Source organism: Streptomyces sp. PA03-3a, assembly GCF_033792735.1.
Classification (GTDB): domain Bacteria; phylum Actinomycetota; class Actinomycetes; order Streptomycetales; family Streptomycetaceae; genus Actinacidiphila.
Map to the genome: position 1 here is coordinate 123698 of NZ_JARAVM010000015.1, position 15320 is coordinate 139017.

Below are 15320 nucleotides of genomic sequence, written 5' to 3' on the forward strand. Positions count from 1 at the left end.
CGCCGGCCATGACGCCGGCGACGCCCGGCGGCGCGTCCGCGGCAGCGCCGTACCGGGTCCCGGAGAGCGTGCGAAGACCGCCGCGGCGGTCATGTTCATCTGGGTGGGACTGCTCTGGCTGATCGAGTGCGTCGACGTGATGACCCATCACGCCCTCGACACCTTCGGCATCGTGCCGCAGCAGATCGGCGAGCTGCGCGACATCATCCCCGCCGCGTTCATCCACTTCGGCTTCGACCACGTGGCCGCCAACAGCCTGCCGCTGCTCGTGCTGGGCTTCCTCGCGGGGCTGCGCGGCATCGGCCGCCTGATGAGCGTGGTCTTCGTGATCATCATGACGAGCGGCGGCGGGGTCTGGCTGGTGGCCCCGCCGCACACCAACACCGCGGGTGCCTCCGGCGTCGTCTTCGGCCTGTTCGGCTACCTGCTGGTGCGCGGCTTCGTCGACCGGCGCCTGATCGACATCGCGGTCGGCCTGATCGTCGCGGTGGCGTACGGCTCGATCCTGTGGGGCGTCCTGCCCAGCGCGCAGGGGGTCTCCTGGCAGGGCCACCTCTTCGGCCTCGTCGGCGGCGTCGTGGGCGCCTTCCTCTTCCGGGACCGCCCCGCCGACGGGCTGATCAGATGAGGCCGTAGGATCCGGGGACCAAACGACGGGGGGCGGTTCTCCATGACCGATTTCAGCAAGCACGAGGACGTACCGCCGCGGGACACGGCGCCGCCCGTGCCACCGCAGCCGGGTCCGGCGCAGGGTCCCCACGCCGTGCCGTCACCGCCCCCGCCGTACCCGCCGCCCGCACCGCCGCAGCCCCCGTACGGCTACGGCTACGGCCACGGCCAGGGACCGCTGCCGTTCCCGCCCCCGCCGCTGCGGCCGCCCACCACGCCGGCCATGTGGGCCCACCTGGGCGCGCTGCTCACCGTGGTGGCGGGCAGCAGCATGTGCTGCCTGGGCTGGGCGCTGGCCTGGGTGACCCCGCTGGTCATCCGCTCCAACGAGCGCAACAAGCAGGACCCCTTCATCCGGCACCACGCCGCGCAGGGGATCAACTACGGCATCACCGCGGCCATCGCGGGCCTCCTGGGCATCGTCGGCTACGGCGGCGGCCTCGCCGCCGTGGCCGCGTACGACCACGGCGGACCGGTCTGGCTGCCCTTCGTGGGCTTCGGCCTGATGGCCTTGGCCGCGCTGCACCTCCTGACCGGGGTGATCTTCTGCATCATCGGCAGCACCAAGGCCAACGGTGGCCAGTGGTGGAGCTACCCGAAGTTCGTCGCCCTGCCGTTCGTGCGCGGCTGAGCGGTCGCGGCCGACCGCGGCCCGGGCGTCAGACGCCCAGGCCGCGCACCGCGAGGTCCAGCAGGGCGCAGAGGAACAGCGCCATGCCGATGAAGCCGTTGACCGTGAAGAACGCCCGGTTGAGCCTGCTGAGGTCGCCGGGCTTCACGATGCTGTGCTCGTAGACGAAGGCGCCGCCCACGATCAGCATGCCGACCCACCAGAACGCCCCGGCGCCGACCGCGAGTCCGTACCAGACGAGCAGCGCGGTCGTCACCGCATGGCTCACCCGCGCCCCGTACAGCGCGCCGTCGACGCCGAAGCGGGCCGGCACCGAGCGCACCCCGTGGGCGCGGTCGGCCGCGACGTCCTGGCAGGCGAAGATGAGGTCGAAGCCGCCGATCCACACCCCCACCGCGAGGCCGAGGATCACGGCGTCCCACGACCAGGAACCGGAGACCGCGAGCCAGGCGCCGACCGGGCCCATGGCCTGGGCGAGGCCGAGGATGGCGTGCGGGTAGTCCGTGAACCGCTTGCCGTACGGGTAGACCACCATCGGGACCACCGCGATCGGCGCCAGCGCCAGGCACAGCGGGTTGAGCAGCGCCGCGGCGCCCAGGAAGAACACCACGGCGATCAGCGCGCCGGTCCACGCCGAGCGCACCGACACGGCGCCGGTGACCAGTTCGCGTCCCGCGGTGCGGGGGTTGCGGGCGTCGATCTCGCGGTCGATGATCCGGTTGCAGGCCATGGCGAAGGTGCGCAGGCCCACCATGGCGACCGTGATGAGGAAGAGCTGCCACCAGTGGACGGACCGGTCCTGCGCGAACATCGCGCTGAGCGCGGCGATGTAGGCGAAGGGCAGGGCGAAGACCGAGTGCTCGATCATCACCAGCCGCAGGAACGCCCGGACCTTGCCGTCCGGGCGCGGGGAGGGTCCGAAGAGATCCGGGGTCGCTGATTCGGCGCTCACAGGCCGTACTCCTTCCAGCGGCGGTCGACCGTCGCGGCGGTCTCCGGGTCGGAGAGCACCATCTCGGGCCAGCCGCCGTCGCGGGTGTAGCCCTCCTCGGGCAGCTTCCGGGTCGCGTCGATGCCCGCCTTGCCACCCCAGAACTGCTGGTACGAGGAGTGGTCGAGGTGGTCCACGGGGCCCTCGACGACCGACAGGTCGCGGGCGTAGTCGGTGTTGCCCAGCGCCCGCCAGGCGACCTCGTGCAGGTCGTGCACGTCGCAGTCGGCGTCGACCACGACGATCAGCTTGGTCAGCGACATCATGTGCGCGCCCCAGATGGCGTGCATGACCTTCTGGGCGTGCTTGGGGTACTTCTTGTCGATCGAGACGATCGCGCAGTTGTGGAAGCCGCCCGCCTCCGGCAGGTGGTAGTCCACGATGTCCGGCACGATGACCTTCAGCAGCGGCAGGAAGAAGCGCTCGGTGGCACGGCCCAGCGGGCCGTCCTCGGTCGGCGGCCGGCCCACCACGATGGACTGCAGCAGCGGGCGCCTGCGCATCGTCACGCAGTCGATGGTCAGGGCCGGGAAGGGCTCCTGCGGGGTGTAGAAGCCCGTGTGGTCGCCGAACGGCCCCTCGGGCAGCATCTTCCCGGGCTCCAGCCAGCCCTCCAGGACCACCTCCGCCTGGGCGGGCACCTGGAGCGGCACGGTCTTGCAGTCGACCATCTCGATGCGCCTGCCCCCGACGAAGCCGGCGAGGAGGTACTCGTCGATGTCGCCCGGCAGCGGCGCGGTGGAGGCGTACGTCACGGCGGGCGGGCAGCCGAACGCGATGGCCACCGGCAGGCGTTCGCCGCGCCGCTGGGCCACCTGGTAGTGGTTGCGGCTGTCCTTGTGGATCTGCCAGTGCATGCCGATGGTGCGGCGGTCGTGCCGCTGCAGCCGGTACAGGCCCAGGTTGCGCACGCCGGTCTCGGGGTCCTTGGTGTGCGTCAGGCCGAGGTTGAAGAAGGAGCCGCCGTCCTCGGGCCAGGTGAACAGCGCGGGCAGCGCGTCCAGGTCGACGTCGTCGCCGGTGAGCACGACCTCCTGGACGGGGGCGTCCTTCACCTTCTTCGGCGGTACGTGCGTCATCCCGGCGAGCTTGCCGAAGGCCTCGCGGACGCCGACGAAGCCGTGCGGCAGCTCCGGCTTGAGCAGCCCGCCGATGCGGTCGCCGATGTCGGCGTAGGACGTCAGGCCGAGCGCCTTCAGCAGCCGCCGGTCGGTGCCGTAGACGTTCATCGCCAGGGGCATCGAGGAGCCCTTGACGTTCTCGAACAGCAGCGCCGGGCCGCCCGCCTTGTTGACGCGGTCGACGATCTCACCGACCTCCAGGTACGGGTCGACCTCTGCCTTGACGCGCTTGAGGTCCCCCTCCTTCTCCAGGGCCCTCAGCAGCGAGCGAAGATCGTCGTAAGCCATGCGGTCCAGTATCCGGCACGGACTACCCTGTACCCGTCACCGGGGCCCTGCCGCGCCCCGCCGCCGCTGCCTGGGGGGCACCTCCGCGATGATCCGGTACATCCCGTTCCTGCTGGTGCTGGCGTTGTGGATCTACGCCTTCATCGACTGCCTCAACACGCCCGAGGAGCAGGTGCGCGGCCTCCCCAAGGTCGTCTGGGTCATCGTCATCCTGCTCTTCGGCGAGGTGCTGATCGGCCCGATCGCCTGGCTGGTGGCCGGCAAGCACCGCACGGCCCCGGCGGGCGGGAGCACGCCCGCGGAATGGCACCGCAACCACCGCACGCAGTGGGTCGCGCCGGACGACAACCCGGAGTTCCTGCACTCGCTGCGCGAGGAGAACAAGAAGGACGAGCAGCTGCTCAAGAGCTGGGAGGCCGATCTGCGGCGCCGCGAGGAGGAGCTGCGGCAGCGCGAGAGCGGCTCCGGCGACGGCCAGGACAACCAGCCGCGCGGCTGATCCTGCGGGACACTGGGCGTCATGGACGACGCGCGGACAATGCTGGCGACGGCCGTCGCGGAGGCCCGAGCGGGCCTCGCGGAGGGCGGTGTCCCGATCGGGGCGGCGCTGTACGGCCCGGACGGCCGCACGGTGCTGGGTCGCGGCCGCAACCGCCGTGTGCAGGACGGCGACCCGTCCATGCACGGCGAGACGGCGGCGTTCCGCGCCGCCGGGCGGCAGCGCATCTACCGCGGCACGACGATGGTGACGACGCTGTCGCCGTGCTGGTACTGCAGCGGCCTGGTCCGGCAGTTCGGGATCTCCCGGGTGGTCATCGGCGAGGCCCGCACCTTCCACGGCGGCCACGACTGGCTGGCGGAGCACGGGGTGGAGATCGTGCTGCTGGACGACCCGGAGTGCGTCGCCCTGATGACGGACTTCGTGGCGGCCCGTCCCGACCTGTGGAACGAGGACATCGGCGCGTGATCCCCACCATCGACCTCGGGCCCTGGCTCACCGGCGACGCCGCCGCCCGGGCCCGCATCGCCGCCACCGTGGACGAGGCGCTGTGCTCGGCCGGCTTCCTGCTGTCACCGGGCACGGCGTCGACCCGGGACTGCGCGCCGCGATCCGGGAGGCCGCCCTCGGCTTCTTCCGGCTGCCCGCCGCCGTCAAGGAGCCGTACGCGGTGCGGGTGGGCGGCCGGGGCTGGCTGGGCCCCGGCGCGGAGGCCAACGGCTACGCGGAGGGCACGGCCACCCCTCCGGACCTGAAGGAGTCCTGGTCCTTCGCCGCCGAGGAGCCGAGCGGCGACCCGGCGGTGGACGCCGAGTGGTTCCTGCCCAACGTCTGGCCGGCCGAGGCGCCGCGGCTGCGGCCGCTGGTGAGCGCGTACGTGGCGCGCATGCGCGGACTCTCCGACCACCTGCTGGAGCTGCTGGCCGCCGCGCTGGGCGGCCCCGGGGACCTGTTCACCCGGCACACCCGCCATCCCACCTGGGGCTTCAACATCAACTGGTACCCGGGCACCGACGAGGTCGGGCCGCCGGAGCCGGGCCAGTTCAGGATCGGCCCGCACACCGACTTCGGCACGGTCACGGTGCTCGACCGCCAGCGGGGCAGGGGCGGTCTCCAGGTCCACACCGACGAGGACGGCTGGCAGGACGCGCCCTGGGAACCGGACTCCTTCACCGTCAACATCGGCGACCTGATGGCCCGCTGGACCGGCGACCGCTGGCGTTCCGGACGGCACCGCGTACTGCCCCCGCCGGCCGACGCCCCGGCGGAGGAGCTGATGTCGCTGGTGTGGTTCTACGAGTGCGACCCCGGCACCCGCGTCACGCCGCTGGCCGCGCCCGTGGGCAGGCACGCGTACGAGCCGGTGGACTCGCACGCGTACCTGCGGGCGAAGCTGGACGCGATCGGCCTGGGCTGAACCCCGGCCGGGGGGCTCAGACGCCGGCGTAGGAGTGCTTGCCGGTGATGAAGATGTTCACGCCGTAGTAGTTGAACAGGAAGCAGGCGAAGGCGAGCAGCGCCAGGTAGGCGGCCTTGCGGCCCTTCCAGCCGGCGGTGGCCCGGGCGTGCAGGTAGGCCGCGTAGACCACCCAGGTGATGAAGGACCAGGTCTCCTTGGGGTCCCAGCCCCAGTAGCGGCCCCAGGCCGCCTCGGCCCAGATCGCGCCGGCGATGATCGTGAACGTCCACAGCGGGAAGACCATGGCGTTCACGCGGTACGCGAACTTGTCCAGGCTCGCGGCCGACGGCAGGCGGTACATGATGTTCGCCCAGGCGCCCTCGTTGCTGCCGCCCGGGGCCGCGAGGCCGGTCTCGTAGCGGTCGCGGAAGAGGTAGAGCACATTGGAGACCGCGCCCAGGTAGAGCACGGCGCCGGAGATGATGGCGCAGGAGACGTGGATCCAGAGCCAGTACGAGTGCAGGGCCGGGACCAGCTGGTCGCTGTCGGTGTAGAGGACCGAGACGGCGAGGCCGAGGTCGAGCAGCACCGAGGTGGTCAGGAAGAGCCCGATCCAGCGCACCTTCTTGCCCAGCAGGAGCAGCACCAGGTAGGCGGTGACCGCCGTGGCGCCGAAGGTGGTGGAGAACTCGTACATGTTGCCCCAGGGGGCGCGCTGCACCGAGACCGCGCGGGCCACGACGCCGCCCACGTGCAGCGCCCACGCCAGCACGGTCAGGGACACCGCGATGCGGCCGTAGAGGTCGCCCTGCTCGGTGTCGCCTGCCGCGCCGGGACCGTCGGCGATGCCGCGGTCACTGGCGGAGGCCCGGGTGACGACCTCGGGCCGCGTCAGGGTGGCGGTGCCGCCGCCCTGCTTCACGGTCACGGTGACCGCGGGCACGGACCCGGCGGCGGGGGCGAGCGCGGCGGAGGTCCTGGCGACCTTGCTGCGGCTGCCGAAGACCCACTCCGCGATGTGCGCGAGGAAGGCCAGCGTGTAGACCGCCATCGCCGAGTAGATCAGTAGGTTGCTGATGTGGGCGACGTTCTCGTTGACCGCGGCAGCGGTGGTCACGCGCGCGCTCCTTCGTCGTGAGGCAGGGGTTCTTCTGAGGGTTCGGGGTCCACCGCGGGCAGCGGCGGGGCCGTGGCCGTGAGGGCGGCGGCGAGTTCGCCCAGTTCGTCGGCGATCCGCGCCGACTCGCTGCGGCCGAGTCCGGCCAGCTCGACGACGGTGGTGCCGTCGTCGCCGCGCACCGCGCGCACCCAGACCCGGCGGCGCTGGATGAACAGCGAGCCGGCCAGCCCGGCGATCGCGGCCACGGCGCTGATCAGCGCCCAGCCGTTGCCGACCTGGTGGGAGACCTGGAAGGTGGCCCAGGTCTTGACGCCGTCGAAGGTGAGCGAGCCGTCGCCGTCGGGCAGCGCGAGGGTCTCCCCCGGCTTCATCGCCTTGCTGACGATCTGGCCGTCGGCGTCCTTGAACTGCTTCATCTTCTTGGTGTCGAGCTGGTACACGTTCTGCGGCAGGCCGGCGTCCACGCCCAGGTCGCCGTGGTAGGCGGTGAGGACGAGCGCCGGGTAGTCCAGGGCCGGGAAGGACGAGTGCGGGCCCTGCTGCGCGTTCAGCGCGAAGGTGGGGGTGAACAGTCCCTGGAAGCCGTACTGGGTCTTGCGGTCGGCGTGGTCGCGGACGTCCATCGCCTTGATCACACCGACCGAGGTCTGGTTGCCGTCCTGCGGCAGGAACGGGACCGGGCCCTGGAAGACGACGTTGCCCTGACCGTCCTTGACGGTGACGACGGGCGCGTAGCCGTGGCCGATCAGGTAGACCTTGGAGCTGCCCACCTCCAGCGGCTCGTTGACCTCGATCGCGGACTTCGTCTGCTTGCCGCCCGGGCTCGTCCAGTAGCGGATGTTGGCGCGGAAGGTGCGCGGGGTGCCCTTCTGGGGGCCGCTGCGCGCGTACGAGGCGTTGAAGCCGTCCAGCTTGAAGCCGAAGGTGTCCAGGTCGTCCGCGTCGTAGAAGGTCCCCGGCTTGAAGTCGTCGTACTGGGTGAGCGTGTTGTTGAAGCCGTCGCCCTCGACGATCAGCTTGCCGCCCTCGGCCTTGAACAGCCCGCCCACCGCGAAGGAGATCAGCAGTCCGAACAGGGCGACGTGGAACAGCAGGTTGCCGGCCTCCCGCAGGAAGCCCTTCTCCGACGCGACCGCCGAGCCGGCGGCCTCGGTGCGGAAGCGGCGGGCGCGCAGCAGGCGCTGCGCGGAGGCGAGCACGGTCTCCGGCTCGGCCTCGGTGCGCCAGGTCGCGTACGCCGGGAGCCGGGTGAGGTGGCGCGGCGCCGCCGGGGGCTTGGCGCGGAGCTGGCCGACGAACTGCCAGCTGCGCGGCACGATGCAGCCGGCGAGCGAGACGAACAGCAGGATGTAGATCGCCGAGAACCACACCGAGCTGTAGACGTCGAACAGCCCGAGCTTCTCGTACAGCGGCGCCACCGTGGTGTGGGCGTCCTTGAAGTTCTGCGCCTTGATCTCGTCGACGCTTGTCTGCGGCACCAGCGAACCGGGGACGGCGGCCAGCGACAGCAGGAAGAGCAGGATCAGCGCCACCCGCATGGAGGTGAGCTGACGCCACGTCCAGCGCACCCAGCCCCCGGCCTCGCGGCCGGTCCAGGCGAGCGCGCCGGCCGTGCCCGGCTTGCGGACGCCGCCGAAGGAGCCGGGGACGGCCTGGCCGAGGTCCTCGACGGGCGCGGTCGACAACTGTGCGCCGGCCGCGCCGAGGTCGGCACCGGTGTCCGCCGCCGCGCCGGGGGGTGCCCCCGCGGTGTCTTTGGAGCTCATGGATCAGATCCCTGGAGTGAAGCCGGACGACCAGATCTGCATCTGGTAGACGATGTGGTCCCACACGCCGGTGACGAGCAGCAGGCCCACGGCGACGAGCATGCCACCGCCGATCCGCATCACCCACACGTAGTGGCGCTTGACCCAGCCGAAGGCGCCGAGCGCGCGGCGGAAGGCGACGGCCGCCACGATGAACGGCAGGCCGAGGCCGAGGCAGTAGACGGCGGTGAGCAGCGCGCCGCGGCCCGCGCTGGCCTCGTTGAAGGCGAGCGCGTTGACGGCGGCCAGGGTCGGGCCGATGCACGGGGTCCAGCCGATGCCGAAGAGCAGGCCGAGCAGCGGCGCCCCCACCAGGCCCATCGTGGGCCTGCGGTGGAAGCGGAACTCGCGCTGGGTGATGCCGCCCACCAGGCCCATGAAGGCCAGGCCCATGACGATGGTGAGCGCGCCGAGCACCTTGCTGATGACCGCCCTGTGCTCCTGCAGCGTCCAGCCGAAGTTGCCGAACAGCGCGCCGCCGGAGACGAACACGGCGGTGAAGCCGAGGACGAACAGCGAGGCGCCCGCGAGCATCCGGCCGCGCCGGGCCTCGGCCAGGTCGGTGCCGGTGACGCCGGTCACGTACGACAGGTAGCCGGGGACGAGCGGCAGCACACACGGCGAGAAGAACGAGACCAGGCCGCCGAGGAGCGCGATCGGCACGGCGGCGAGCAGGGCGCCGTTCAGCACGGTCTGGTTGGCACCGGCGGCGAGTGCGCTCACGTCACTTCTCCGCGATCACCGGGTCGAGGACCTCGTGCAGCTCGTCGGCGCTCAGTTCCTTCAGCGCGCGCACCGCGATCTTCCCCTGGCGGTCGATGATCAGCGTGGAGGGAATGGCCTGCGGGTTGACGCTGCCCTTGGGGAAGCGCAGCACCAGGTCGCCGGACGGGTCGTAGAAGCTCGGGAAGGGGATGGCGAACTCCTTCTCGAAGGCCTTGGCCTGCGCGGTCTGCAGATCCCGGGTGTTGATGCCGAGGAACTGCACGCCCTGGGACCCGGTCTCCTTCGCCACCTTCGCCAGGTGCGGCGCCTCGGCCCGGCAGGGCGGGCACCACGAGCCCCAGATGTTGAGGACGACGACCTTGCCCTTGTGGTCGGCGAGGCTCAGCGGGGCGCCCTCCACGGACTTCCCGTTCAGCTCCGGCGCGGCCACCCGGTGCCCCGGCTCGACCGTGGAGATCTCACCCGTCCCGCCGACGTAGTTCGTCCCGGAGCCGGTGCCGTTGGAGGACGCGGTGGAGGTCGAGCAGGCCGTGACGGCCAGCGCGAACGCGGCTGCCCCGGCGAGTGCGGCGGCACGGCGGAGCGGACGGCGTCGGAGGGCGCGCGTAGGACTCATGTGAAAAGTTTCGCATGAGGCCGGGGGCGATCTTACGCACCCCCGACAGCTTTGCCGAAAGCGGCAAATGCCCCAAGTAAGCGACGGTTAATCGCGGCCCCGGCCAGGTGTGCGAACCGGTCGGATCAGACGCTCAGGAGAAGGAAGGGGAGACAGAGGACGAAGGGGACTTGGAGGAACGTTCCTGCGCGAGGAATCGGCGCCAGCCGCCCGCCGGGCGCTGCCCCGGCCCGAGGGTGCGCAGCTTCGCCAGGACCGCCGGGTCCTGCGCGTCCAGCCAGTCCACGAACTGGCGGAACGACACCAGCCGCACGTCCCGGTGGTCGGCGATCCGCCGGAGCGCCTCCTCGACGGCGTCCATGTAGATCCCGCCGTTCCACTGTTCGAAGTGGTTGCCGATGAACAGCGGCGCCCGGTTGGTCTCGTACGCCCGGCTGAAGCCCGCCAAGTAGGCGTCTCGGGCCTGCCGCTGCCAGGCCGGGTAGCGAGCGGGGTTGCCGCGCGTGGAGTTCACCGACTGGTTGGCCAGCATGTTGTAGTCCATCGACAGCACCTCGAAGGAGCGGCCGGGGAAGGGCACCGCCTGCAGCGGCAGGTTCCACAGCCCGTGGCTCTTGCCCGGCCACACCTGCAGACCGCCCGGTCCGCTGGCGTCGTAGCGCCAGCCCAGGCGGGCGGCGGTGGGCAGCAGCGAACCCTGGCCCAGCAGGCAGGGCGTACGGCCGCCGACCAGTTCCTTGCGGTAGTCGAAGGGCAGCGGGGGCAGGTCGGTGAAGCCTGTGTGGGTTCGCCACTTCTCCACGAAGCCGACGGCCTGTTCGATCTCGCTGCGCCAGTCGGCCGGGCTCCAGCGGCCCACCGAGCCGGACCCCGCGCAGAAGTGGCCGTTGAAGTGCGTGCCGATCTCATGGCCCTCCAGCCAGGCCAGCCGCAGTTGCTCCAGGGTGACGCGTATGTGGGCGTCGGTGAGGTAGCCGATGTCGGAGGCGCCCACGGGATTGCGCGGCGGCTTGTAGAGCCGCTTCTTCGACTCGGGGAGCAGATAGACGCCGGAGAGGAAGAAGGTCATCTTCGCGTCGTGCTCGACCGCGAGCTTCCGGAACCGCTCGAAGAGCCCGTTGTCCAGTTCGCCCGCCCCGTCCCAGGAGAAGATCACGAACTGCGGCGGCTTCTCCCCCGGTTCCAGGCGCTCCACCACGGGCTGGTGCGGCTGCGGCCCGGTGTCGGCCGTGGAACCGTCACCTATCGTCCGCACCGACGGGGACGGGGAGGGCGACACCCGCGGGCTGCCCGCGGACGGCGTCGGCGACGGCGGGGACCCCCCGTTCGCGTGCCGGTCGCCGGGGCCCTCCCCGGCGCAGCCCGCCAGTCCGGCCGCGGCCGCTCCGGCCGCCAGGCCCAGTACTCCTCGTCGGCTGATGTCCCGCATTCCGCGCCCCAATCCCCGTGCCGTGCCTCGGCCCCATCGCGCTAGATGCCATGGGCGTGCGGCGGGTTCCTTCCCGGGGCGAGGAAATTCACCGCCTCGGGACACCGGATCGGGCCGGGCGGCGGCGGCCGTCGCGGAGCGTGCGCGGTGGCGCCGGTCTCCGTGACCGGCGCCACCCGGGAACGGCTACGCGCCGAAGCCCTTGCTGCCGCCCTTGACCGGCTTCGCCCCGGCCAGCAGGTGCGCGGGGACCAGGTCGCGGGCGGGCTCGGTGTAGCCGACGGAGACGATCCGGTCGCCCTCGAACGTGAAGGACGTCAGGCTCGCCAGGGTGCACTGCCGCTTGCGCGGGTCGTGCCACAGGCGCCGCTGCTCGACGGCGCTGCGCACGATCCAGATCGGCAGCTGGTGGCTGACGCACACCGCCTCGTGGCCGCGCGCCGCGTCCCGGGCCGCCTCCAGCGCCGCCGTCATGCGGACGACCTGGTCCGCGTAGGGCTCGCCCCAGCTCGGCCGGAACGGGTTGACCAGGTGCTTCCAGTTGGCGGGACGCTTGAGCGCGCCGTCGCCGACGCCGAAGGTCTTGCCCTGGAAGACGTTGTCCGCCTCGATCAGCCGATCGTCGCGCGCGACGTCGAGGCCGAGGACGGCGGCGATCGGCGCCGCGGTCTCCTGAGCGCGCTCCAGCGGGGAGGCGACGACATGGCGGATGTCGCGGCCCGCGAGGTGCTCGGCGACCCGGTCGGCCATCTTCCGGCCCAGATCGGACAGGTGGTAGCCGGGCAGACGCCCGTAGAGCACGCCGGTGGGGTTCTCGACCTCGCCGTGCCGCATCAGGTGGACGACCGTGATCTCGCTCATGCCGTGGCCTCCGCGGCGGCTCGGGCGGCGGCCGGCAGGGCCGCGGCGACGCGCTCGACGGCGGCGCCGTCGTGCGCCGACGACACGAACCACGACTCGAAGGCGGAGGGAGGCAGGTACACGCCCTGGGCGAGCATCGCGTGGAAGAAGGCGGTGAAGCGGAACGCCTCCTGCTTTCTGGCCTCGTCGTAGTTCGTCACCCGGTCCTCGGTGAAGAACACCGAGAACATGTTGCCCGCCGCCTGCAGGCGGTGCGCCACGCCCTCCTTGGCGAGCACGGCGGTGACCAGGCCCGACACCTCCGCGGCGACGGAGTCGACGGTCTCGTACACCGCGTCGTCCAGCAGCCGCAACTGGGCGAGGCCCGCGGCGGTGGCCACCGGGTTACCGGAGAGCGTGCCCGCCTGGTAGACCGGCCCGGCGGGCGCGAGGTGCGCCATCACGTCGGCACGGCCGCCGAACGCCGCGGCGGGGAAGCCGCCGCCCATCACCTTGCCGAAGGTCATCAGGTCGGGGCGCACGCCGTCGATGCCGTACCAGCCGGCCTTCGAGACGCGGAAGCCCGTCATGACCTCGTCGGAGATGTAGAGCGCGCCGTTCTCGCGGCAGAGGTCCGCCAGGCCCTGGTTGAAGCCCTCGGCCGGCGGCACGACGCCCATGTTGCCGGGCGACGCCTCGGTGATCACGCAGGCGATCTCGCCGGGGTGGGCGGCGAACGCGGCCCGTACCGCGCCGAGATCGTTGTAGGGGAGCACGATCGTGTCGCCGGCCTGCGCGCCCGTCACCCCGGGGGTGTCCGGCAACCCGAACGTGGCAACCCCGGAACCCGCGGCGGCCAGCAGGGCGTCCACATGACCGTGGTAACACCCCGCGAACTTGATCACCTTGGCCCGGCCCGTGAACCCGCGCGCCAGCCGGATCGCCGACATCGTGGCCTCGGTGCCGGAGGAGACCAGCCGTACCTGCTCCACCGGCGCGACGCGCGCCACGATCTCCTCGGCCAGTTCCACCTCACCCTCACCGGGAGTGCCGAAGGACGTACCCCGCGCAACCGCCGCCTGCACGGCGGCGATCACCTCGGGGTGGGCGTGGCCGAGGATCATCGGCCCCCACGAGCAGACGAGGTCGACGTATTCGCGACCATCCGCGTCCTTCAGGTAGGGACCCGTTCCGGACACCATGAACCGGGGCGTACCGCCCACGGCACGAAAGGCGCGTACCGGGCTGTTCACCCCACCAGGGGTCACGGCGGCTGCTCGATCGAACAAGGTCTGAGAAACTGGCGCTTCGTAGGCGTACGGATAGCTCACAAGCACATGCTCTCAAATGCCGGGCGTTGCGCGACGAGGTATCGACCGTGCATCTGAGACGATGATCGGGTTGCGCGGTTGGGTCTGCGGATGGTCGGGTAGTGGAATGCAGCGCGGTGGCGAACGCGGTGACGTGGGCGACGGGTCGGAAGACCCGGGCGCGGAGCACGCCCGCCCCACCGGTCGGCGCCGCCGGCCGCCGAAAGAGCGCGACAGGGCCGTTGAGAAAAGCGGGAGCAGGGGTGGCCGAGTGGGGGTGACCTACAAGTACTTCGGCGCGCCCGACGGCGCCACCGCCGCTCGGGTCCCCATCTCGATGCGACCCGAGGAACTCGGCGGCGACGAGCTGGGTCAGGGCATGTACACCAAGGTCAAGCCGGAGACGATGGCCGCGATGGTGCTGACCGGGATCGAGGGCATACCCCCGGCGAAGGTCCCGCCGCTGGAACTCGTGGTGCTCCATCCCGACTACGCCGTCGTCAAACTGCCCCATTCCGTCGTCGAGCCGTTGCGCAAGGCCGACGAGGAGGCCCTCGGCGCCGCCGCCTTCATCTGGTCCACCGTCCCCGACCGCCGAGGACCGCGGGACGCGTTCATGATCTACAAGATGCTGCACGAGTGGCAGGACTTCGCCCAGCGCTGCCACGAGAGCGGGCACCAGCTGTACTGCCTGGTGTGGCCGTGACAGACGCCGGGCGAACGCGGGTTCACTGACGGTTACAGCACCACCACGACGACGCCGTTGTCGTAGCCGTTGTCGTAGCCGCCGTAACCTCCCCAGCCGTAACCTCCCCAGCCGTAGCCACAGCCGTTGTCGTAGTGGTGGTTGTAACGCCATCCGTAACCCCAGTCCCCGTAGCCCCTGCAGCCGTCCCCGTGGGTGACGACGGACTGGTGCGAGGCGGGGGCCGCCTGCTGCGGCGCCGCGCCGGCCGCGCCGGCTCCGACGAGGGCGAGGATCGGTGCCGCGAGTGCCGCCGCGGCGACCCGGCGGATGGTCATGCTCTGGACGCGCATTGTCGTTCCCCTTCGAGGTGCGGAACGTCGGCGCCGGTCGCGTGCGACCGTGCGCGGGTCGCACCGGCCGATGCGCATGGCACTGGTGCGACGGGGGGTGCGTCCGGACCTCGGGTGCGGACACACCATCACAGACGTGGAATATCGGACGGGATACGGCTCACAGGAGTCGTCCTCTGACATGAACCCTAGGTTCCATTACTCCCCGCAGTCAATACATAGGGTGAAATCCCCTAATTTCGGACTTCATTCATGCGGTGGGAACTTCCCCGATCACGATGGGTGACCGAATCGGTGACGGTCCGCCGTCCACCGGTCACCCGTGGCGTCCGCCCCGCGGGGCCACTCGGACTCCGCCACCGAAGGGCGGTTGAGGGCGGTTCGCCGCTCGCCGCGGCCAACCCACCGGCGCCGCACGGTCGTTGACCGAGCCCCCCGGGCCGCTCCACCGCGGCACTCCCGCCCCCGGCGCGGCCGGGATCGCCGAGGGTGTGGCGCACGGACATACTGGACTACCGGCACCACAAGGGGCATGACCCACCCGGAGGCACCACGATGCCCGTGTACGAGATGCGTGCGGAGTACGACACCGAGAACGGCGGCCCGGCCGGCGACGGCCCGGTGCGGGCGTGGCACATGGTCGAGGACGGCGCCGCGACGGGGCTGTGCGGGCGGGAGCTCTCCCCCGCCGCGGCCGTGCAGGCGGAGGACGTGTGGGGGACGCCGGCGGCGCAGCCGTTCTGCCACAGTTGCGGCGCGCTGTATCTGCGTCACACCGCCTGAGGCGGCGGAGGATAGCCGCTCGAACGCTTGTCCCGCATGCGGAACCCCGAAATTC

The 15320-nt window shown here is 71.5% G+C and carries 16 protein-coding genes and 1 pseudogene; 7 read left to right on the forward strand and 10 right to left on the reverse strand.

Going from position 1 to position 15320, the window contains the following annotated elements:
• Positions 1-91: 91 nt before the first annotated feature.
• Both PV342_RS19905 and PV342_RS19910 read left to right on the forward strand, forming a co-directional pair.
• Positions 92-628, forward strand: coding sequence for a rhomboid family intramembrane serine protease (locus tag PV342_RS19905; RefSeq protein ID WP_391579611.1), 537 nt, complete (start codon positions 92-94; stop codon positions 626-628).
• Between the two features lie 42 nt (positions 629-670).
• The gene (locus PV342_RS19910; protein WP_500318113.1) at positions 671-1300 is read left to right on the forward strand and encodes a magnetosome magnetite crystal formation protein family; all 630 of its coding nucleotides are present in this window, start codon (positions 671-673) and stop codon (positions 1298-1300) included.
• A gap of 28 nt (positions 1301-1328) precedes the next feature.
• Here the strand turns inward: PV342_RS19910 and mqnP are convergent, their stop codons facing one another.
• Positions 1329-2252: a menaquinone biosynthesis prenyltransferase MqnP gene (gene mqnP / locus PV342_RS19915; RefSeq protein WP_400804289.1), complete on the reverse strand. Its 924-nt coding sequence runs from the start codon at positions 2250-2252 to the stop codon at positions 1329-1331.
• Positions 2249-3700, reverse strand: coding sequence for a menaquinone biosynthesis decarboxylase (locus tag PV342_RS19920; protein WP_386991258.1), 1452 nt, complete (start codon positions 3698-3700; stop codon positions 2249-2251). The genes mqnP and PV342_RS19920 overlap by 4 nt, the downstream gene beginning before the upstream one ends.
• 88 nt (positions 3701-3788) lie before the next feature.
• On the opposite strand from PV342_RS19920, the gene PV342_RS19925 reads away from it, so the two are divergent.
• The 3 genes and pseudogenes from PV342_RS19925 to PV342_RS19935 all read left to right on the forward strand — a co-directional run bounded on the left by PV342_RS19925 (position 3789) and on the right by PV342_RS19935 (position 5616).
• Positions 3789-4199, forward strand: a complete 411-nt coding sequence (locus tag PV342_RS19925) for a PLD nuclease N-terminal domain-containing protein (protein WP_018558769.1) — start codon at positions 3789-3791, stop codon at positions 4197-4199.
• A 21-nt stretch (positions 4200-4220) separates the two neighbouring features.
• On the forward strand, positions 4221-4667 hold the full coding sequence (locus PV342_RS19930; protein WP_500318116.1) for a nucleoside deaminase: 447 nt from the start codon (positions 4221-4223) through the stop codon (positions 4665-4667).
• Positions 4664-5616, forward strand: a pseudogene (locus PV342_RS19935) (isopenicillin N synthase family dioxygenase). The gene PV342_RS19930 and the pseudogene PV342_RS19935 overlap by 4 nt, the downstream one beginning before the upstream one ends.
• A gap of 16 nt (positions 5617-5632) precedes the next feature.
• On the opposite strand, the gene ccsB reads toward PV342_RS19935, so the two are convergent.
• The 7 genes from ccsB to hemL all read right to left on the reverse strand — a co-directional run bounded on the left by ccsB (position 5633) and on the right by hemL (position 13465).
• Positions 5633-6715, reverse strand: a complete 1083-nt coding sequence (ccsB, locus tag PV342_RS19940) for a c-type cytochrome biogenesis protein CcsB (RefSeq protein WP_400804282.1) — start codon at positions 6713-6715, stop codon at positions 5633-5635.
• A complete protein-coding gene (resB, locus tag PV342_RS19945; protein WP_500318117.1) occupies positions 6712-8484 on the reverse strand; it encodes a cytochrome c biogenesis protein ResB in 1773 nt (590 codons plus the stop codon). The genes ccsB and resB overlap by 4 nt, the downstream gene beginning before the upstream one ends.
• Positions 8485-8487: 3 nt before the next feature.
• Positions 8488-9246 carry a cytochrome c biogenesis CcdA family protein gene (locus PV342_RS19950; protein ID WP_018558764.1) on the reverse strand — a complete coding sequence of 253 codons (759 nt, stop codon included), beginning with the start codon at positions 9244-9246 and terminating at the stop codon, positions 8488-8490.
• Position 9247: 1 nt separating this feature from the next.
• Positions 9248-9865 (reverse strand): TlpA family protein disulfide reductase, encoded by a 618-nt coding sequence (locus PV342_RS19955; protein ID WP_500318119.1) that lies wholly within the window; start codon positions 9863-9865, stop codon positions 9248-9250.
• A gap of 133 nt (positions 9866-9998) precedes the next feature.
• Positions 9999-11294, reverse strand: coding sequence for a polysaccharide deacetylase family protein (locus PV342_RS19960; protein WP_391579555.1), 1296 nt, complete (start codon positions 11292-11294; stop codon positions 9999-10001).
• 186 nt (positions 11295-11480) lie between these two features.
• The gene (locus tag PV342_RS19965; protein ID WP_386991245.1) at positions 11481-12155 is read right to left on the reverse strand and encodes a histidine phosphatase family protein; all 675 of its coding nucleotides are present in this window, start codon (positions 12153-12155) and stop codon (positions 11481-11483) included.
• A complete protein-coding gene (hemL, locus tag PV342_RS19970; RefSeq protein WP_500318121.1) occupies positions 12152-13465 on the reverse strand; it encodes a glutamate-1-semialdehyde 2,1-aminomutase in 1314 nt (437 codons plus the stop codon). Before hemL ends, PV342_RS19965 begins: the two co-directional genes overlap by 4 nt.
• Before the next feature lie 106 nt (positions 13466-13571).
• On the opposite strand from hemL, the gene PV342_RS19975 reads away from it, so the two are divergent.
• Positions 13572-14150: a hypothetical protein gene (locus PV342_RS19975; protein ID WP_199789194.1), complete on the forward strand. Its 579-nt coding sequence runs from the start codon at positions 13572-13574 to the stop codon at positions 14148-14150.
• Between the two features lie 32 nt (positions 14151-14182).
• Here PV342_RS19975 and PV342_RS19980 read toward each other — a convergent pair whose 3' ends face one another.
• Positions 14183-14482: a hypothetical protein gene (locus PV342_RS19980; protein ID WP_361005260.1), complete on the reverse strand. Its 300-nt coding sequence runs from the start codon at positions 14480-14482 to the stop codon at positions 14183-14185.
• A 555-nt stretch (positions 14483-15037) separates the two neighbouring features.
• Between PV342_RS19980 and PV342_RS19985 the strand changes: the two genes are divergently transcribed.
• Positions 15038-15265, forward strand: a complete 228-nt coding sequence (locus tag PV342_RS19985; RefSeq protein WP_361005258.1) for a hypothetical protein — start codon at positions 15038-15040, stop codon at positions 15263-15265.
• Positions 15266-15320: the final 55 nt, after the last annotated feature.

Bases quoted from the DNA above. Each gene is read 5' to 3' on its own strand.
- PV342_RS19975 (WP_199789194.1), top strand. From the start codon at position 13,572: ATGCAGCGCGGTGGCGAACGCGGTGACGTGGGCGACGGGTCGGAAGAC.
- PV342_RS19925 (WP_018558769.1), top strand. From the start codon at position 3,789: ATGATCCGGTACATCCCGTTCCTGCTGGTGCTGGCGTTGTGGATCTAC.
- PV342_RS19980 (WP_361005260.1), bottom strand. From the start codon at position 14,482: ATGCGCGTCCAGAGCATGACCATCCGCCGGGTCGCCGCGGCGGCACTC.
- resB (WP_500318117.1), bottom strand. From the start codon at position 8,484: ATGAGCTCCAAAGACACCGCGGGGGCACCCCCCGGCGCGGCGGCGGAC.
- PV342_RS19920 (WP_386991258.1), bottom strand. From the start codon at position 3,700: ATGGCTTACGACGATCTTCGCTCGCTGCTGAGGGCCCTGGAGAAGGAG.
- PV342_RS19905 (WP_391579611.1), top strand. From the start codon at position 92: ATGTTCATCTGGGTGGGACTGCTCTGGCTGATCGAGTGCGTCGACGTG.
- PV342_RS19960 (WP_391579555.1), bottom strand. From the start codon at position 11,294: ATGCGGGACATCAGCCGACGAGGAGTACTGGGCCTGGCGGCCGGAGCG.
- PV342_RS19910 (WP_500318113.1), top strand. From the start codon at position 671: ATGACCGATTTCAGCAAGCACGAGGACGTACCGCCGCGGGACACGGCG.
- PV342_RS19965 (WP_386991245.1), bottom strand. From the start codon at position 12,155: ATGAGCGAGATCACGGTCGTCCACCTGATGCGGCACGGCGAGGTCGAG.
- PV342_RS19985 (WP_361005258.1), top strand. From the start codon at position 15,038: ATGCCCGTGTACGAGATGCGTGCGGAGTACGACACCGAGAACGGCGGC.
- PV342_RS19930 (WP_500318116.1), top strand. From the start codon at position 4,221: ATGGACGACGCGCGGACAATGCTGGCGACGGCCGTCGCGGAGGCCCGA.
- PV342_RS19955 (WP_500318119.1), bottom strand. From the start codon at position 9,865: ATGAGTCCTACGCGCGCCCTCCGACGCCGTCCGCTCCGCCGTGCCGCC.